The organism is Kitasatospora sp. NPDC023385 (assembly GCF_055664045.1).
Genome location: NZ_JBVOOL010000019.1, coordinates 110,211 through 128,057 on the forward strand (window position 1 = coordinate 110,211; position 17,847 = coordinate 128,057).

The window sequence follows — 17,847 nt, forward strand, 5'->3', positions numbered from 1 at the left end:
GGGCACGAGGCCGGGGCGGCGCTCCGTGAGGAACGCCGCCCCGGCCCGCGTGCGCGCGGGTGGGTCAGATCGTCTGGTAGAAGCCGAGCAGGTCGACCGTGAAGTCGATGTCCTGCCAGCCCTGGTTCCAGATGTCGACGATGCCGCCCCTGCCGCCCGGGGTCTGGGCGACGTTCGGCACGGTCGCGCCCGCCGTCCAGTTCAGCGTCGACGAGGCGGGCCGCTGCGGCGTGTTCGCGGTGCCGTTCTGGTACGCGGACCAGAAGTTCGGGTCGGGAGCGACCGACAGGAAGCCCGGCCCGGTCGTGTTGGTGACGGTGGTGTTCAGCACCCAGCCGTCGACGCGAGGGGCGGTGGTGTCGCTCTCCAGCCGCATCGCGAAGAAGTCACGGGCCGCCAGCGGACCGGCCTTGCGGCCCCAGCTGTCCTTGCGGCTGTCGACGATCCGGAACGGCACCCAAGCCGAGACGAAGGCGGAGCGGCTCTCGGGGGTGTAGTAGCCGACGACGTCGACCACGACGTCCGTCGGTTGCCAGCTCCCGTTGCGCACGGTGATCTTCCCGTCGGGGCCGACCGGCACGATCACCGCGTTGGCGACCGTCTGGCCGGCGGTGAAGTTCACGTTGGACGCGGTCGGCACCTCATGCCCGCTGGGGTAGGCGACCAGGTGGCCGGCGTCCTGCGGCTTGGTGGCCGTCAGGTTGAGCGCCACGGCGGTGATGCCCTGCGGCACCCGGTTGTGGCCGGCGATGTCCACGTCGAAGCTCGTCTGCCCGGGGATCTGGGCCGCTGCCGCCCCGGTGCCGTCCCGGGTGTCGACGACGCGCACCTGGGGCACCGCCCGGTAGCCGCTGGCGGGGGAGGGCGCGAAGTACCCGGTGACGTCCGCGATCAGGTTGATCGGCTGCCAGCCCGCGTTGAACAGGTACACGTACCCGTCGGCGCCGACCGCCGAGACGACCAGGTTCGGGACGGTCTGGCCGGCCTCGTAGTTCAGGTTCGACGTCTCGGCGCCCTCGGCCAGGTCCTTCGCGGACTGCACCGAGACGTGGCCGGCGGCCGTGGGGTCGGTGACGGTCACGTTGAGGACCACCGCGGAGACCCCGGCGGGGATCTGGGCCGCACCCGCGACCTTCAGGGCCACCGTGCCGCGCCCGGCGACCTCGTCCGCGGCGGCGCCGATGCCCGTGCGGGTGTCCAGCAGCCGGGTGGGCGCATGCGGCGTGAACTCCGAGCCCGAGGTGACGACGGTGACCTCGTTGGTGGCCACGACGTCGTGCGTGGTGTCCTTCACCGTGACCTTGACGTCGTAGGTGCCGACCGCGGCGTACGTGTGCGTGGTGTGCCGCATGTCGGAGGGGTAACCGGGGGCGGTGCCGGAGAACGTGTCCGTGGTCCCGTCGCCCCAGGCGATGGTGGCGTCGACCGCGGCGTCGCTTCCGACGGTGATGATGGTCTGCAGGTCGAGTGAGTGCGCGGTGGGCGTCGTGGCGTACAGGCTGACCGCCAGGTACGAACTGCTCTGCGCGCCCGGCGCGGCCTGAGCCGGCGCGGCCTGGCCCGGAGCAGCTTGGCCCGGAGCAGCTTGGCCCGGAGCAGCTTGGCCCGGCGCGGCCTGGGCCGGCGCCGCCGAGCCGGTGCTCGTACCGGGCTTCGGCGTGACCACCGTTCGGTCGGCAGGGCTGCTGAAGGTCCGGCCCTGGACCCCCGGTGCCGGCGGTGCACCGGCCCCGCCCGCCTGCTGCTCCTGGGCGGCGGGCGCCGGGGGCGCCGCGGGTGCCGTTCCGGGCCCCGACGCCTGGGCGATTCCGGGCGTGAGACCGACACCGGCTGCCACGAGGGCAGCGAGAACCACGAGTCGGCGATTGTGCACCGAACCCCCCATATTTCTGTCAAAAGGCGAACAGGTTCCACACAGTTCGAATAGATGATCAGCGTACAGGCCGTGCCCGACAGGGCCCCATGCGGACGGTGGCCTGGCGCGGGGGAGGGGCGGCGGCCCCGGACGGCCGTCATGCGGGCTCCGCAGGCCCGTGGCTACGATCGGAATGATTGATTCCGGATGGTGGTGAGACGGAAGCCAGGTCCGCCGATGGCCCCGAAGTCCGTGCAGTGGCCGCCGTACGTGCGGGTCGCGCCGTGGTTGCTGATCGCGGGCGGGCTGGTGTGGAACTCGCTGGATCCGACCGACTACTGGGGCGATCCGCTGCTGGCGGCCGCCGCCGTGCTGGCGGGGGCGCTGCTCACCCTGCGGGACACCGCCGCGGTGGGCACGGCCAACGTGGCCGGGATCCTGCTGCTGTCCACGCAGGACGGCTCGATCGGCACCGGGGACGGCTACCTGGAGCTGGCGAACACCGCGTTCGCGGCACTGCTCGGGGTCGGGGTGAACCGGGTGGTGGCCCGGCACGGGCGGCGGCTGGAGCGGGTGCGGTCGGTGGCGGAGGCGGCGCAGCACGCGGTGCTCCCGGAGCCGCCGGCCCGGGTCGGACGGCTGTCGGTCGCGGCCTGTTACCGGGCCGCCCACGACGAGGCGCTGATCGGCGGGGACGCGTACGCGCTGCAGGTCACCCCGTACGGCGTGCGCGGGCTGATCGCGGACGTGCGGGGCAAGGGGCTGCACGCGGTGGGCGCGGTGTCGGTGCTGCTGGGGGCCTTCCGGGAGGGCTCGCACCGGGCACCGGACCTGGCCGCACTCGCGGACGCGCTGGAGGACTCGCTGCTCCGGGAGGTCGACCAACTGAGCGAGGAACTGCGGCTGGAGGGGTTCATCACGGCCCTGCTGGTGGAGTTCCCGCCGGGGGAGGAGACGGTGCGCACCCTCGACTGCGGGCACCCCGGCCCGTACTTGGTGGGCGGCGCCGGGCCGCAGGTGCGGCGGCTGGACGCGGCGGACCCGGGGCTGCCGTTGGGGATGGGTGTGCTGGGGGTGGCGCGGCCCGCGGTGGAGAGCCGGCCCTTCCCGCCCGGGAGCACGCTGCTGCTGGTGACGGACGGGGTGACGGAGGCCCGGGACGCGGCGGGCGAGTTCTACGACCCGGTGTCCGGACTGGCCCCGCTCGGCCCGTTCGACGGGCCGGGCCGGGTGCTGGACGCCCTGATGTCGGACGTCGAGCGGTGGACCGGCGGGCCGCGGGACGACGACATGGCGGTGCTCGCGATCACCCGCCGGGCGGGCGACTGAAGCACCGGCCGGCCGACGGCTGCCCGGTTCGGCCCGATCGCGGCCGACGGCTTCCTCGACCGATGGCTTCCTCGTGCGACGGCTCCCTCGACCGATGGCTTCCTCGTACGACGGTTTCCGTCGGTCACGCGGATATCACGATGAGGTGACGGGCGCATAGCGCTTCATGGGATCCGGCCAAGTTGAGCGCCACCGTCCGGTGGCCGGAAAGGTGACGTCCGAATACCGGACGGCGAAATGGACGGATCGCCACCGTGGCGCCCGGGCGCCCGCCGGGCCGTGCCGCCTGGGCGGTCGGGCCGCGGGGGCGGAACGGCCGGCCCATAAGGGGGCGTAAGAGTCGCGCAAGGGCCGGTCGGGGGAGTGGCGGGATCCGGGCGACCTGCGGTTCGTCCGGAAACGAACCCGGTGCTTGCCCCGTGTCGAAGCGGTGACGGAAAGTCGAACCGATGAACGAAACGCCTCACCCTCGCCAGGCCCGTCTGCTCGGCCACCGCGACTTCCGGCTCCTGCTGACCGGGGCCGCCGCGGCCCAGACGGGCAGTCAGGTCACCCTGGTCGCCCTACCCTTGGCGGCGGTGGTTGTCCTGGACGCCACCCCGTTCGAAGTGGGTCTGCTGACCGCCGCCGAAACCGCCGCCTTCCTCCTGGTCGGCCTGCCGGCCGGCGCCTGGCTGGACCGGATGCGCAAGCTGCCGGTGCTGATCCGCGCCGACATCGTGCGTGCCCTGGCCGTCGGGTCGATCCCGCCGGCGGCGGCGCTCGGCGTCCTGACCATGCCGCAGCTCTACCTGGTGGCGCTCGTCACCGGAGTCGCGACGGTGTTCTTCGACGTCGCCCACCAGTCCTTCCTGCCCGCCGTCCTGCCGCGCGAGCAACTGGTCGGCGGCAACGGGGCGCTGGAGACGGTCCGCTCCTCGGCGCAGATCGCCGGACCGGGCCTCGGCGGCGGACTCGTCCAACTGCTCGGGGCGCCGCTCGCCATCGTCGCCGACGCCTGCGGGTACCTGGCGTCCGCACTGCTGCTCACCCGGATCCGGGTCGAGGAGCCGCAACCGGAACCCGAGCCCGGGCGCTCGCTGCGCGCCGACGTGGGGGCGGGCGTGCGCTTCGTCCTGGGGCACCCGCTGCTGCGGGCGATCGCGACCGCCACCGCCGTGTCCAACCTGTTCGCCGCCGTGCTGATGGCCGTGCAGACGGTCTTCTGGGTGCGGGTCCTCCACTTGCAGCCGGGGGCCATCGGCGTGCTGCTGTCCACCTCCGCCGTGGGCGGGCTGGCGGGCGCGCTGTGCGCCGGGTACCTGGCGCGGCGGATCGGGCAGGCCCGGCTGATCTGGCTGTCCACGGTGGTGACGGCCCCGTTCGCGGTGCTGTGGCCGCTGTCCGGCGGCGGGGCGGGCGTGGTGCTGTTCGGCGTCGCCTCCGGGGTGGTGCTGTTCGGCGCGGTGGCCTACAACGTCGCCCAGGTGAGCTTCCGGCAGAGCATCTGCCCGCCGGAACTGCTCGGCCGGATGAACGCCACCATGCGCTTCCTGGTGTGGGGCACCCTGCCGCTCGGCGCGCTCGGCGGCGGGATCGTCGCCGACGCGGCCGGACCGCGCGCCGCGCTGTGGCTCTGCGCGGCGGGGTTCCTGCTCGTGCCGCTGCCGCTGCTGCTGTCGCCGCTGCGGCGGATGCGCGACCTGCCGGTCGGCGCGCCGGGTACGGCGCGGACCACGGCCGAGGCTGCCACCGACACGGACACCACCGACAAGGCCGCCGCCGTCGGGGCCACCACTGCCGAGGAGCCCGCCGCGAGTCCCACCGCCCCCTGACCCACCCCAGCCCTGCCGAGCCGCGACCGGAAACCGGAGACCGTTCCCGTGCACGCCAGCATCACCGCCGCCTACCTCGCCCGGTACCGCTCCGCCGCCGCCGACGCCCCGGCGGAACTGCTCCCGCTGACCGGCGCCCAACGGCGCTTCCTGATCACCCGCCGACTCGCACCGCAGACCCGCTCCGACGTCGTCCCGCTGTTCTTCGCCTACCCGCCCGGCACCATCGACCGGGACCGGCTGGCCCGTGCCGCCGCCGCGGTCGCCGCCCGCCACCCGGCGCTGTGCGGAGGCTTCACAACCGTGCGCGGCACACCCGTCCTGCGGGTCGGCGGCCCGTCCACCGAAGTCGCCCGGATCGCCGTCGCCCCCGGCGGGACGGCCCGCGAGGCGCTGCGCCGCGCCCTGCTCGACTGGCCCGCCGACGGGCCGGCACTGCGGCTGCTGGTGGCCCGGGAGCCGGACGGCGACGAGGAGTTGCTCGCCGTCGCACTGGACCACGCGGCCTGCGACGAGCAGTCGCTCGGGGTGCTCACCGCCGAGCTCGGCGCGGCGTACGAACGGGACGAGGCGCCGGCGGCCGGGCCCGGCCCGCAGGCCCTGGCCGACTACCGGCAGGCCGTCGAACTCCAGCTGGCCGCCGAGGACGCCGCCGGCGGACCCGCCGCGCAGTCCCACTGGGGCCGCAGGCTCGGCGGCCTGACCGGGGCCGGCGGCGGCGCGGCCACGTCCACCGGGATGCTCAGCGAGCGGCTGCCCGCCGCCGGGGGTGCCGTGCGCGGCGCCGTCTTCCCGGCCCTGCTGGACGCCGTCGGGGCCGCCGCGCACCGGCTGCACCGGGCCTCGGGATCCCCCGGGACGGAGGCCGGCGGAGGGCCGCTCGCGCTCGGCTACCCGTGGGGCGGCCGACCGGCGGGCGCACCCACCGTGCTCGGCTGCTTCCTCAACACCCTGGTCCACCCGGCCGCGCCGGCCGTAGTTGGCACACCGACCACGCCGACCGCACCGACCACGCCGACCGCACCGACCGCACCGACCGCACCGATCACGCCGACCGCTGCGAGCGACCTGGACGCCCTCGCCGACGCGTGGTGGGACGACCTCGACCACGCCGGCACCCCGTTCGACGAAGTGGTCCGCGCCGCCCGCACCGCCGGGGCGCCGTGGACCGGCGCGCTGGACGCCATGCTCACCCTGGAGGACCTGCACCGCCGCCCGCCGCTGGTGCTCGGCGGCGTCCCCGGCCGGGAGACCCACCTGGCCGGACGTCCGCTCGCCGCGCCGCTCGCCGTCTCCGCCTCGCACGGCGACGACCTGCTGGTCCGGTTCGCCTGGGACAGCGACCGCTTCCCCGAGGCCGACGCCCACGCCGCCTTCGCCGACCTGCTCGCCGTGCTGCGGCACCACCTGCACGCCGGGGCGGGCCTGGCCTCCCACGCCTGAACGCGCCCGCCCCGAACGGGGTCTGCACCTCCCGAACTCCCGCGCCCTGAACGGCGCGGAGCCGAACCCCCCGCGCCCTGAACGGCGCGGGCCGGGACGTCCGCGCCTGAAGCGCGCGGGCCGACTCCCGCGCCGGACCCGCCCCGCCGGGTCCGTCCCCCCGGACCCGCCCTGGCGGGTCCGCCCTGCCCGGCCGCGCGTGCCCGACGGCGCGCCCGACCGGGTGCCCGGACCCCGGGCCGCACCCTCACCCGGGGGCGGCCGGTCCACCGGCCGGAGCGGGACCACCCCACGCCCGCCGCCGGCCACCGCAGTGCCGACAAGCCCACCACACAAGGGAGCCGCCCATGTTCGCACTTTCTCCGTCGCAGGAAATCGTCTGGCTGCACGAACAGATGCTGCCGGGCAGCCGCGCCTACAACTTCACCGCCGTCCTCGACCTCTGGGGCACCCTCGACCGGGACGCGCTGCACGCCGGCCTGACCGCCGTCCTGGCCCACCACCCGGGCCTGCGACTGGAGTTGGTGCCCCGGGCGGAGGGTCTGCCCGGCCAGCGGGTCGCCGAGGACTGTCAACCCGAGCTGCGGCACAGCGACTTCGAGGCCGAGGCCGATCCGGAGGCCGCCTTCCGCCGGCTGCTCGCCGCCGAGGCGGAGGAGCCGGTGGACACCGAGCGGGCGCCGCTGCTGCGCTGGCACCTGGTCCGACTGGCCGAGGACCACCACCGGCTGGTCCACGTCGAGCACCACCTCGTCCACGACGGCCACTCCTTCGCGATCCTGCTGCGCGACCTGTTCACCGTCTACCGCGCCCGGGTCCTCGGCGAGCCGTACGACCTGCCCGCCGCCCCCTCGTACGAGGAGCACGCGCGCGCCGCCGCCGACGTCCCCCGCGACCGCGCACTCGACTTCTGGTCCCGGGAGTTGGCCGACGCGCCGCGCGAGGTCACGCTGCCGGGGCTGGCCCGGCCGGGCGTCGAGCGGCGCCACCGGGGCGGGCAGCTGCGCCAGGCGATCGGCGCCGACCTGGCCGAGCGGCTGCGCGAGCGCAGCACGGCGGACGGCCACACTCCGTTCAGCACGCTGCTCGCCCTGCTCGCCGAACTGCTGCGCCGGCACAGCGGACACCGCGAGCTGGTGGTCGGCACCGCCGTCGGCAACCGGCCGGAGGGCTTCGAGGGCACCGTCGGCATGTTCGTGAACACCGTGCCGCTGCGCCTGCGGCTCGACCCGGCGGCGCCGGGCACCGAGGCCGTGGACGAGGTGACCGACGTCCTGATGCGCGCCCTGCCGTACCAGGACCTGCCGGTGCAGGAGCTGACCCGCCGGCTCGGCCTGCACACCAGCGGCGCCGACAACCCGCTGTTCAACGTGATGTTCAGCGCGCACGACGCGGCGCTGCCCGACGTCCAGGCGCCCGGGCTGGAGGTCTCGCTGTACGAGGGCTTCAACACCGGCACCACCCGCTTCGACCTCGACCTGGTGCTGCTGCCCGACGACCGCCGGGTGGTCGGCGAGAAGCACGGCGCCGCCGGGATGACCCTGGTGTGGGACTACGACGCGGACCTCTTCCGCGAGTCCGAGGCGGTGCTGCTGTCCGAGCGGCTGCTGGAGCTGCTGCGCTGCTACCTGGACCGCCCGCAGGCGCCGATCGCCGAGCTGGCCCCCGCGCCCGAGGCCGAGCCGGCCGCCGTCGCGTCCGCGGTCACGCCCGCCGTCACGCCCGCCGTCACGCCGGCCGACCTGGCGGCCGTCCTCGACCCGGCCGCCGCCCACGACCCCACCGCGCTCGCCCTGCTGGCCGGCACCGAGCGGATCAGCTACGGCGAACTCGACCGCCGCGTCACCGAGCTGGTCGAGCGGCTGCGCGCCGCCGGGGTCGCCCCCGGCCAGCCGGTGGCCACCGTACTGCCGCGCGGCGCGGACAGCGTGGTCGCCCTGCTCGCCTGCCTGCGGCACGGCGCCGTCCACGCGCCGCTGTCCACCGAGGACCCGGCCGCCCGGCTCGGCCTGCTGCTGGAGCGCCTGAACCCGGCCCTGGTCCTGGCCACCCGGCACAGCGCGCTGGCGCTGCCCGCCGAGGGCGTCACCCCGGCGCTGCTGGACGGCCCCGCCTTCCCGAAGGCCGAACCCGCCGCCGTCCTGGACGGCGCCGCCTATCTGATCCACACCTCCGGCTCCACCGGCGTGCCCAAGCCCGTCCTGGTCGGCCGCGACGCCCTCGCCGGGTACGTCACCACGATCGCCGCCCGCTACGGACTCACCTCCGCCGACCGGGTGCTGCTGTTCGCCCGGCCGTCCTTCGACGTGGCGCTGGAGGAGGTGCTGCCCGCCCTCGCGGCCGGCGCCACCCTGGTCGTGCCGCAGCGCGAAGTGCCCACCGGGCCCGAGCTGGTGGCCGTCCTGGCCGCCCGCGGCGTGACCGTCGCCAACCTGCCGACCAGCTACCTCCTCGCCGTCCGCGAGGACCTGCGCGAGGCGCTGCGCGACGGCCGCTGGACGCCCCGGCTGCTCGTCCTCGGCGGCGAGCGCCTGCCCGCCCGGGCGCTCGCCGACCTGGCCGGGGCCACCACCGTGCTGAACGCCTACGGCGTCACCGAGGCCACCGTCACCTCCACCGTGTACGAGGTGACCGCCGCCGACGTCGCCGCGGACGGCGAGATCCCGCTCGGCACCGAACTCGACGGCGTGCGCATGCACGTCCTGGACGAGACGCTGCGCCCGCTGCCGGCCGGCGGCGTCGGCGAACTCGTCGTCGGCGGCCCGATGGTGGCCGACGGCTACCTGGGCCTGCCGGAGCCGACCGCCGCCCGCTTCGTCACCGTCCCCGCGCTCGGCGGCGCCCGCGTCTACCGCACCGGCGACCGCGGCTACCGCGACCTGGACGGACGGCTGTGCTTCCTCGGCCGCGCCGACAACCAGGTCAAGCTGCGCGGCCACCGGATCGAACTGGAGGAGATCGAGGCCGCCGCCTCCGCAGAACTCGGCGGCCGCTCCTGCGCCGTGGTGCTGCACACCGACCCGCGCACCGGCCCCCGACTGGTCGGCTTCCTGGAGGGCGCCGACCGCCCCGACCAGGGCGCCCTGCACGAGGCCCTCGCCCGCCGCCTGCCCGGCGGGCTCGTCCCGGCGAGCTGGACGGCCGTCCCGGCGATGCCGACCCTGCCCGGCGGCAAGCCCGACCGCGCCGCCCTGCTCCGCCTGGCGGACGAGGGGGCCGACGAGGCCGCCGCCGAGGAGCGGAACACGCCGAGCGCCTTCGCCGACCCCGGCCAGGAGCTGATCGCCGCCGCCTGGCGCGAGGTGCTCGGCCACGACCGGTTCACCGCGGACTCGCACTTCTTCGAAGTCGGCGGCCACTCGCTGCTCGCCGCCCAGCTCGCCGCCTACCTGGAACCCCACATCGGCAGCCGCCCGCCGCTGCGCACCCTGTTCCGCCACGCCGTCCTGGCCGACCAGGCCCGCGCCCTCACGGGAGATGCCAAGTGACCGCCCCCTCCGCCGTCCTGGAAGCCGGCCACCGCGAGCTCGTCGAAGCCTTCGAGAGCTTCATCCGCCGCGAACTCGTCCCGCTGGCCGCCGAGTTGCCCGAGACCGCCGACCAGGTGCCGACCGACCTGCGCAGCTACGTCCGCAAGCGCTCCGCCGCCCTCGGCTTCTACGCCGGCGACTACCCCGAGGAACTCGGCGGCGCCGACATGCCCTTCACCGCCGTCGTCCTGCTGCACCACGCGGCCGGGCGCAGCGGCTGCGTCCTCGCGCCGTACGCGCTGGCCGGCTCCGACGGCCCCAGCCCGCTGCTGCGCAACGGCACCCCCGAGCAGGTCGAACGCCACCTCGTCCCGCTGGTGCGCGGCGAGCAGACCCGCTGCCTGGCCCTCACCGAGCCGCACGCCGGCTCGGACGCCTTCCGGCTCACCACCACCGCCGTGCGCGAGGGCGACCGGTGGGTGCTCAACGGCCGCAAGACCTTCGTCAGCAACGCCGAGCACGCCGGGATCGCCCTCGTCGTCGCCGCCACCGACCTCGGCGACGGCGCCACGACCGGCGCCACCGCGTTCGTGCTGCCGATGGACCAGCCCGGCCTGCGGATCGGCCAGCGCTACGAGGGCATGTCCGGCGAGCCGCTGTTCGAACTGCTGCTGGACCAGGTCACCGTCGGCCCGGAGGCCGTGATCGGCGGCGAGGACGCCGTCGGCGCGGCCACCGCCCTCGCCATGGACAGCCTCTCCCGCGGCCGCCTGGTGGTCGCCGCGATGTGCAACGGCATCGCCGAGTACGCGCTGCGGGCCGGCGTCGAGTACGCCAAGGACCGGCGCGCCTTCGGCCGGGTGATCGGCGAGTACCAGCACGTCCAGGAGCACCTGGTCGCCACCCGGGCCGAGGTCGAGGCCTCCAAGCTGCTCACCCTCGCCTGCGCCCGGCTGGTCGACGAGGGCACCGAGGCGCCCGAGAACGCCGCGCTCGCCAAGCTCACCGCCTCCGAGACCGCCGTCCGCGCGGTCGACCGCTCGCTCCAGGTGCACGGCGCCACCGGCTGGGTGCGCGGCCACCCGCTGGAGTTCCTGTACCGCTACGTGCGGATGACCACGATCATCGAGGGGACCTCCGAGGTCCAGAAGGTGATCATCGCCCGCTCCATGGGCCTGAACTGACGGACCGTCATGAACCCGGAGACCACGATGGAACACCAGATTGCGACGGCGTCCTTGACCACGACCGAGCCCGTGACCGAGCCCCGGACCGCGGAGACCCTGAGCATCGGGTACGGCCGTCCGCACCAGGACGGCGCCGTCCTCGACCTCTTCAGCACCTGGGTGCACCGCACCCCCGACGCCCCCGCCCTGATCGACGGCGAGCGCGTCCACAGCTACGCCGAACTCGACCGCCTCGCCGACAGAGTCGCCGAGACCCTGCGCGGCAGGGTCGGCCCCGGCGACCTGCTCGGCGTCTGCCTCGGCCACTCGGTGTCGCTGGTGGCCGTCACCCTGGCCGCCGCCAAGCTCGGCGCCGTCCACCTGCCGCTCGGCCCCCGCCCCGGCGAGCACCGGCTGCGGGCCGTCGCCGAGCAGCTGCGCCCGACCTGCCTGGTCGGCGAGCCGGGCCTGCTGCCCCCCGGCGGCGAGCGGCTGCCGCTGGACCTGCCCACCGAGGGCGTGGTGGCCAGCCTGACGCCCGGCGAGCAGGTGCGCGTCCCGGCCGGCACCCACTACGCGGTGCTCACCTCCGGCTCCACCGGCACCCCGAAGGCCGTCGCCGTCACCGAACCGGCGCTCGGCTCGCTGCTGCAGTACTACCGCGAGCTGACCGGCCTCGGCCCCGGCGAGCGGCACAGCCTGCTGATCGGCGTCGCCTTCGACCCGCACGTCCAGGAGCTGTGGGCCGGCCTCACCTCCGGCGCCGCCCTGGTCATCGCGCCCGAGGCGGTCCGCTGGGACTCCGGCGCGCTCACCGACTGGTGGCGCGAGGCCGGCATCACCGCGGCCGTGCTGCCCACCCCGCTGGCCGAGCCCGTCCTCGGCCGGCCCTGGCCCGCCGGCCTGGCCCTGCGCCACCTCATGATCGGCGGCGACCGGCTGCGCCGTGCCCCCGGGCCCGACGTCACCGCGACCGTCCACAACGCCTACGGCCCCGCCGAGGCCACCGTCACCACCACCGTGCACAGCATGGCGCCCGGCGCCGACCACGGCGCGGGCGCCCCGCCGATCGGGCTGCCGATCCCGGGCGTGGTCGTGCTCGTCACCGACGAGGACGGCCGGCCCGTGCCGCGCGGCACCTCCGGCGAGCTGCGGATCGGCGGCCGCGGCCTGGCCGCCGGCTACCTCGACCCCGAGCTGACCGCCCGCCGCTTCGTCGGCGCGCCCGACGGCGTGGCCGGGACCGACCGGGTCTACCGCACCGGCGACCGGGTCGTCATGCGTCCTGACGGCGTGCTGGAGTTCCACGGCCGCCTGGACGACCAGGTCAAGGTCAGCGGCGTGCGGATCGAACCCGCCGAGGTCGAGGCCGCGTTCGAGCGCGACCCGCGGGTGCGCCGGGCGGTGGTCGCCGCCGAGCAGGCGCCGACCGGCGGCGCCCGGCTGCTCGCCTTCGTCCAGGCCGAGGACGGCGCCGACCCGGCGCGCCTGCTCGACGCCGCCCGGCCCTGGCTGCCGGAGCAGGCGGTGCCCGCGGCCGTCCGCCTGGTGGACCGCTTCCCGCTCGACGCCAACGGCAAGGTGGACCGCCGCGCGCTGCTGGCCGCCGCGCCGCCGGAGCCCGTCGGCGCGGAGGGCGACACCCCCGTCGAGCGCACCGTGCTGAAGCTGAGTCGCGAGCTGATCGGCCGCGCCGACCTCGGGCCGGCGGACAACTTCCTGGCGTCGGGCGGCAATTCGCTCGCCGCCGCCCGACTGCTGGAGGCCCTGGAAAGCGAGTACGGGATACGGCTGCGGGCGCCCCTGGTGCTGCGCCAGCCGGACCTGCGGGCCGTCGCCCGGCTGGTCGAGGAGCGGGTGGCCGCCCGCACCGCCACCACCTGACCCGCCCGCACCTCCTCAGCGAGGCGCCCCGGCCCGTTCGGCCGGGGCGCCCGGAAGGGAACCACCATGACCACCGCGACCATGCCCGCACTGATCGCCCGGCAGGCCGAGCAGCAGCCCGACGCGCTCGCCGTGACCGACGGCTCCACCGTCCTGACCTACCGCGAACTCCACGACGCCGCCAGCCGGTTGGCCGCCGTCCTGGCCGCCCGGGGGATCGGGCCCGGCAGCGCCGTCGGCCTGCTCTGCGCCCGTTCCACCCGCCTGGTCGTCGCCCAGCTCGCGATCTGGCGGGCCGGCGGCCACGTCCTCCCGCTCGACCCGGCCTACCCGCGCCCGCGCATCGCCGAGATGACCGCCGACGCCGGGGTCCGGCTCGTCCTCGGCGACAAGGCGCTGCTCGCGGAGGCCGGGCTGGCCGAGGAGCGGATCCTCGTGCTGACCGAGCGCGGCACCGACGTCACCGACGCCGCGGGGGTGGCGGCGCCGGACGCCGCCGAGCCGACCGCGCCCGCCCTGGTCTTCTACACCTCCGGCTCCACCGGGCGGGCCAAGGGCGTGCTCGTCCCACACGGCGCCATCGCCGACCTGGTCACCGCCCCGGGCGCCATCGCCGTCGGCCCGCGCGACCGGGTGCTGTTCCACTCCGCCGTCACCTTCGACGCCTCCACCTTCGAGCTGTGGGCCCCGCTGGCCCGGGGCGCCGCCGTCGCCGTCTCCCCGGCCGACCGGCCCACCGCCGAGGAACTCGGCCGCGACGTCGAGCGGTTCGGCGTCACCACACTGCTGCTCACCAGCGCGCTCTTCCACCACCTGGCCGCCCGGCAGTCCCGGATCTTCGGGGTGCTGCGCACCGTGGCCGTCGGCGGCGAGGTGCTGTCGCCCGAACACGCCGGCGCGGTGCTGCGGGCCTTCCCCTGGCTCGAACTGGTCAACGTCTACGGGCCGACCGAGGCCACCACCTTCACCACCCTGCACTGGGTCACCCAGGCCGACTGCGCGGGCCCGATCCCGATCGGCCGGCCCTTCGGCGGCGCCCGCGTCCTGGTCCTGGACGAGCACGGCGAACCCGTGGCACCGGGCACGATCGGCGAGCTGTGGATCGCCGGCGACCGCCTCGCCCACGGCTACCTCAACCGGCCCGAGCTGACCGCCGAGCGCTTCCGCGACCTGCCGGGCACCGGGCGGGCCTACCGCAGCGGCGACCTCGTCCGGGAACGGCCCGACGGCATCCTGGAGTTCCACGGCCGGACCGACGAACAGGTCAAGCTGCGCGGCTTCCGGATCGAACCGGGCGAGGTCGAGCACGCGCTGCTCCAACTGCCCGAGATCGCGGAGGCGGCGGTCGTGGTCCGTCGCGCCGGGCAGGCCGACGCCGCCCTCACCGCCTGCCTCGTCCTCGCAGAGGGCGCCGGACCGGCCGTCGAGACGCTGCGCACCCGGCTCGCCGAGCGGCTGCCCGCCCACCTGGTGCCCACCGCCTGGACCGTACTCGGCGCGCTGCCGCTCACCGGCGCCGGGAAGGTGGACCGGCGGGCCCTGGCCGACGACGACGGCGCCGCGCGGCGCCCCTCCGGAGGCGGCGAGCTCACCCCGATCCAGCAGGTCGTCGCCGAGGCGTGGGGCCGGGCCCTGGAGCGCCCGGTCACCGACCCGGCCGCCGACTTCCTCGCCGAGGGCGGCCACTCGCTGCTCGCCATGTGGGTCGTCGACGACCTGCGCGAGGACCTCGGGGTCGAACTGTCGCTCGCCGACTTCATGGACCACCCGACGGTCGCCGGGCAGGCGGACCTGCTGGAACGGGCTCTGCGCGCCGACGACGGCCCTGACCGCCCCGACGCGGCGGCGGGCGCCGTACCGGCGGCCTCGGGCCACGCCGCGGGAGGCGCCCGGTGACCGCCGTCGACCAGGACGACCTGCTGCGCCGCGCTCGCAGCCGCCGGAACGCCGCCGACGCCCCGCCCGAGCGCCCCGCCGTACCCGACGGCCCGGCCCCGCTCTCGCACGCCCAGCAGCGGATGTGGCTGATGGACCACCTCGGCCAGGGCGGCGCCCTCTACAACGTCCCGATCGCCACCCGACTGCGCGGCCCGCTCGACCCGGCCGCCCTCGCCGCCGCGATCACCGGGCTCACCGAGCGCCACGCCGTCCTGCGGACCCGCTACCCGCGCCGGGGCGAGCAGCCGTACCAGCGGATCGACCCGGTCGCCCCGGTCCCGCTGCCCGTCGTGGAAGCGGTGGCGGACCCCGCGGCCACCGAGCGGCTCGCCGCCGAAGCGGCCCGCCCGTTCGACCTCGCCGCCGGCCCGGTGCTGCGCGCCCTCCTGCTGCGGCACGGCCCGCAGGACCACACGCTGTTGCTGGCGATCCATCACATCGCCGTGGACGGCGGATCACTGCCCTTGCTCGCCGCCGACCTCGCCGCGCTCTACGCCGCCGAACGCGACGGAGTGGCCGCCCAACTCCCGCCGCCAGGACCGTCGTACGCGGACTACGCCCGACAGGAGCGCGCCCGTGACGCCGAGTTGACGGCCGGTGCCGACGCCCTCGCCGCCCGGCTGGCCGGGGCCCGCCCGCTGCCGCTGCTGCGGCCCGTTCCGCCCGGTGCCCGCGAACGCCGGGCCGCGCTGCACACCGTTCCGCTCGACCCCGCAGTCGTCGACGGGCTGCGCGCCCTCGGCGCACGGAACGGCGCCACGCTGTTCACCGTCGTCCTGGCCGCCGCGTTCGCCACCCTGCGCACCGCCGCCGGCCGGAACGACCTCGTCCTCGGGTGTGCGAGCGGCCACCGGGCCCGGCCCGAACTGCGCCGCACCGTCGGCCTCGGCGTCAACACCCTCGCGGTGCGCGCCGAACCGACCGGGAGCCAGTCGTTCACGGAGCTGCTGGCCGAGGTGCGCACCGCCCTGCTCGACGCGCAGCAGCACCACGACGTACCCTTCGACCTGGTGGTCGAGCGGCTCGGCGCCGCCGCCCGCGGAGCGGACGGCACCCCGCTGCTCTCGGTCAGCTGTGACCTCGTCCAGCCCGCCGCGCCGCTGGAGCTGCCGGGCCTGGACACCGAGAACGTCGAACTCGACCTGGGGCTCGCCAAGTTCGGCCTGGCGCTGCTCCTGGAGGACGGCCCAGCGCCGCGCTGCCTGGTGCAGCACGACCAGGACGCGCTGGACGAGGCCACGGCCGGGCGACTCCTCGACGCCTTCGCCGACGTGCTCACGGCGGTGGCCGGCGACGCGGACCAGCGCCTCGGCGACCTGCCCGGCGGCCCGCTGAGCGCCGCCGGACACCCCGCCGCCGGACACCCCGCCGCCGGACACCCCGCCGCCGAACACCCCGTCGTCGAACTCCTGTCGGACGACCCGGGAGTGGTCGAAGCGGCCGTCGTCGAGACCGCCGACGGCCCGCCGCTCGCCTACGCCGTGGTGCGCGGCCCCGTCGCCCCGAACGGCGCCCAGCTGCGGGCCGCCCTGCGCCGTCGGCTCCCGGCCGCCGAACTGCCGCGCGCCGTCACGCTGGTGGACCGGCTGCCCCGCCACCCCGACGGCACCCCCGACCGCGACCGGCTGCCCGGCGCCACACCGCTCCCGGGCGCACCGCTCCACGGCGGGCGGCTCGACGGCGGGCGGCCGCTCCGGGACGGCCCGGTGGACACCGTCCGGGCGGCGTTCGGCGAACTGCTCGGCACCACCCCGCCCGCCGACGGCGACTTCTTCGCCCTCGGCGGCCACTCCCTGGTCGCCGTCCAACTCGCCGAACGCCTGCGCACCCGCACCGGGCTGCCGCTCACCGGCCTCGACATCCTGGAGCAGCGCACCCCGCGCGCCCTCGCCGCGCTGCTCGCCACCCGCGAGGACGAGCGCCGCGCCGCCCTCGCCCGGACCGGAGCCCGCCCGGCCACCCGAACCGGCTCCCGCACCGGCACCGTCCTGCTCACCGGCGCCACCGGCGGAGTCGGCGCGGCCGTCCTGCAGGAGCTGATGGCCCAGGGCCGGCCGGTGCGCGTCCTGGTCCGGCCGGAGTCCGCGCACCTGCCCGCCCTGCACGGCGCCGAGGTGGCGCCCGGCGACCTCGCGGACCCGGACAGCCTGCGGCGCGCCGTCGAGGGCGTGGACGCCGTCATCCACTCCGCCTGCACGTTCACCGACCACGCCACCGACGTCGCCGCGATGCGCGCACTCGTGGACGGCTGGCGCGGCGGCGGCCCGTTCGTCTTCGTCAGCAGCATCGACGCATACGGGCGCCCGGCGGGCACCGAGGTCCCCGAGGGCGGCCCGAGCGGCGCTGCGGTCACCCCGTACGGGCAGGCCAAGCTGGACTGCGAGCGGATCCTGTTCGAGGCGGCCGGCTCCGGCCGGGGCCCCGCCACCGCCGTCCGCGCCCCGATCGTCTGGGGCCCGCACCACCGGCTGCGCGACCAGCTCCGCTGGGGCTCCACCGGCGCCCTCTTCCAGGCGGCCCTGGCCGGCCGGCCGATCAGCCTGCCGGAGGCCGGCGCCGACGGCTGGTACGGCGCCTCCTGGGTGCACGCCGCCGCGCTCGGCCGCGCACTCGCGGCCTGCGCCACGGTGGACCACCCGGCCGCCGGGCGGGTCGTCAACGCGGTGAGCGGGCACGTCTCCTGGGCGGAGTTCACGGCCGAGCTGGTGCGCCTGCTCGGCTCCGACAGCCCGCTCGTGGTCGGCCCGGACGCGGACGAGGAACTGCGCCGCCCCTGGCGCTACCGTGCCGAGACCCTGGCCGGCCCGCTCACGCCGGAGCCCGGCGAGGACTGGCGCAGCGTACTGGCGGCGATGGTCGGCTGAGCCGGCGTGGAACGGTGGAGGGGCCCGGCGTTCCGGGCCTCTCCGTCCTGCCGCCGCGGCCGCCGCAACCGGTCCTCAGGTCCG

9 protein-coding genes are annotated in these 17,847 nt (G+C 76.4%); 8 read left to right on the forward strand and 1 reads right to left on the reverse strand.

The window, feature by feature from the left end; translation table 11 throughout:
- Nucleotides 1–64 precede the first annotated feature (64 nt).
- Nucleotides 65–1,666 (reverse strand): PKD domain-containing protein, encoded by a 1,602-nt coding sequence (locus AC0B61_RS26745; RefSeq protein ID WP_471743369.1) that lies wholly within the window; start codon nucleotides 1,664–1,666, stop codon nucleotides 65–67.
- A gap of 426 nt (nucleotides 1,667–2,092) precedes the next feature.
- Between AC0B61_RS26745 and AC0B61_RS26750 the strand changes: the two genes are divergently transcribed.
- The 8 genes from AC0B61_RS26750 (at nucleotide 2,093) to AC0B61_RS26785 (ending at nucleotide 17,763) form a co-directional block, all read left to right on the forward strand.
- Nucleotides 2,093–3,184, forward strand: a complete 1,092-nt coding sequence (locus AC0B61_RS26750; RefSeq protein WP_471743370.1) for a PP2C family protein-serine/threonine phosphatase — start codon at nucleotides 2,093–2,095, stop codon at nucleotides 3,182–3,184.
- Between the two features lie 449 nt (nucleotides 3,185–3,633).
- Nucleotides 3,634–4,998 carry an MFS transporter gene (locus AC0B61_RS26755; protein ID WP_471743372.1) on the forward strand — a complete coding sequence of 455 codons (1,365 nt, stop codon included), beginning with the start codon at nucleotides 3,634–3,636 and terminating at the stop codon, nucleotides 4,996–4,998.
- A gap of 48 nt (nucleotides 4,999–5,046) precedes the next feature.
- Nucleotides 5,047–6,441, forward strand: a complete 1,395-nt coding sequence (locus AC0B61_RS26760; RefSeq protein WP_471743374.1) for a non-ribosomal peptide synthetase — start codon at nucleotides 5,047–5,049, stop codon at nucleotides 6,439–6,441.
- Nucleotides 6,442–6,788: 347 nt separating this feature from the next.
- The gene (locus AC0B61_RS26765) at nucleotides 6,789–9,929 is read left to right on the forward strand and encodes a non-ribosomal peptide synthetase (RefSeq protein WP_471743376.1); all 3,141 of its coding nucleotides are present in this window, start codon (nucleotides 6,789–6,791) and stop codon (nucleotides 9,927–9,929) included.
- Entirely contained in the window at nucleotides 9,926–11,095 is a 1,170-nt protein-coding gene (locus AC0B61_RS26770) for an acyl-CoA dehydrogenase family protein (RefSeq protein WP_471743378.1), read from the forward strand. The genes AC0B61_RS26765 and AC0B61_RS26770 overlap by 4 nt, the downstream gene beginning before the upstream one ends.
- A 72-nt stretch (nucleotides 11,096–11,167) precedes the next feature.
- Nucleotides 11,168–12,961 carry an amino acid adenylation domain-containing protein gene (locus AC0B61_RS26775; protein ID WP_471743380.1) on the forward strand — a complete coding sequence of 598 codons (1,794 nt, stop codon included), beginning with the start codon at nucleotides 11,168–11,170 and terminating at the stop codon, nucleotides 12,959–12,961.
- Between the two features lie 66 nt (nucleotides 12,962–13,027).
- Nucleotides 13,028–14,857: an amino acid adenylation domain-containing protein gene (locus AC0B61_RS26780; protein ID WP_471743381.1), complete on the forward strand. Its 1,830-nt coding sequence runs from the start codon at nucleotides 13,028–13,030 to the stop codon at nucleotides 14,855–14,857.
- Entirely contained in the window at nucleotides 14,854–17,763 is a 2,910-nt protein-coding gene (locus AC0B61_RS26785; RefSeq protein WP_471743383.1) for a condensation domain-containing protein, read from the forward strand. The genes AC0B61_RS26780 and AC0B61_RS26785 overlap by 4 nt, the downstream gene beginning before the upstream one ends.
- Nucleotides 17,764–17,847: the final 84 nt, after the last annotated feature.

What these genes read in the sequence shown, in the direction of transcription:
- AC0B61_RS26750 (WP_471743370.1), top strand. Translation starts at nt 2,093, where the DNA reads ATGGCCCCGAAGTCCGTGCAGTGGCCGCCGTACGTGCGGGTCGCGCCG.
- AC0B61_RS26780 (WP_471743381.1), top strand. Translation starts at nt 13,028, where the DNA reads ATGACCACCGCGACCATGCCCGCACTGATCGCCCGGCAGGCCGAGCAG.
- AC0B61_RS26765 (WP_471743376.1), top strand. Translation starts at nt 6,789, where the DNA reads ATGTTCGCACTTTCTCCGTCGCAGGAAATCGTCTGGCTGCACGAACAG.
- AC0B61_RS26755 (WP_471743372.1), top strand. Translation starts at nt 3,634, where the DNA reads ATGAACGAAACGCCTCACCCTCGCCAGGCCCGTCTGCTCGGCCACCGC.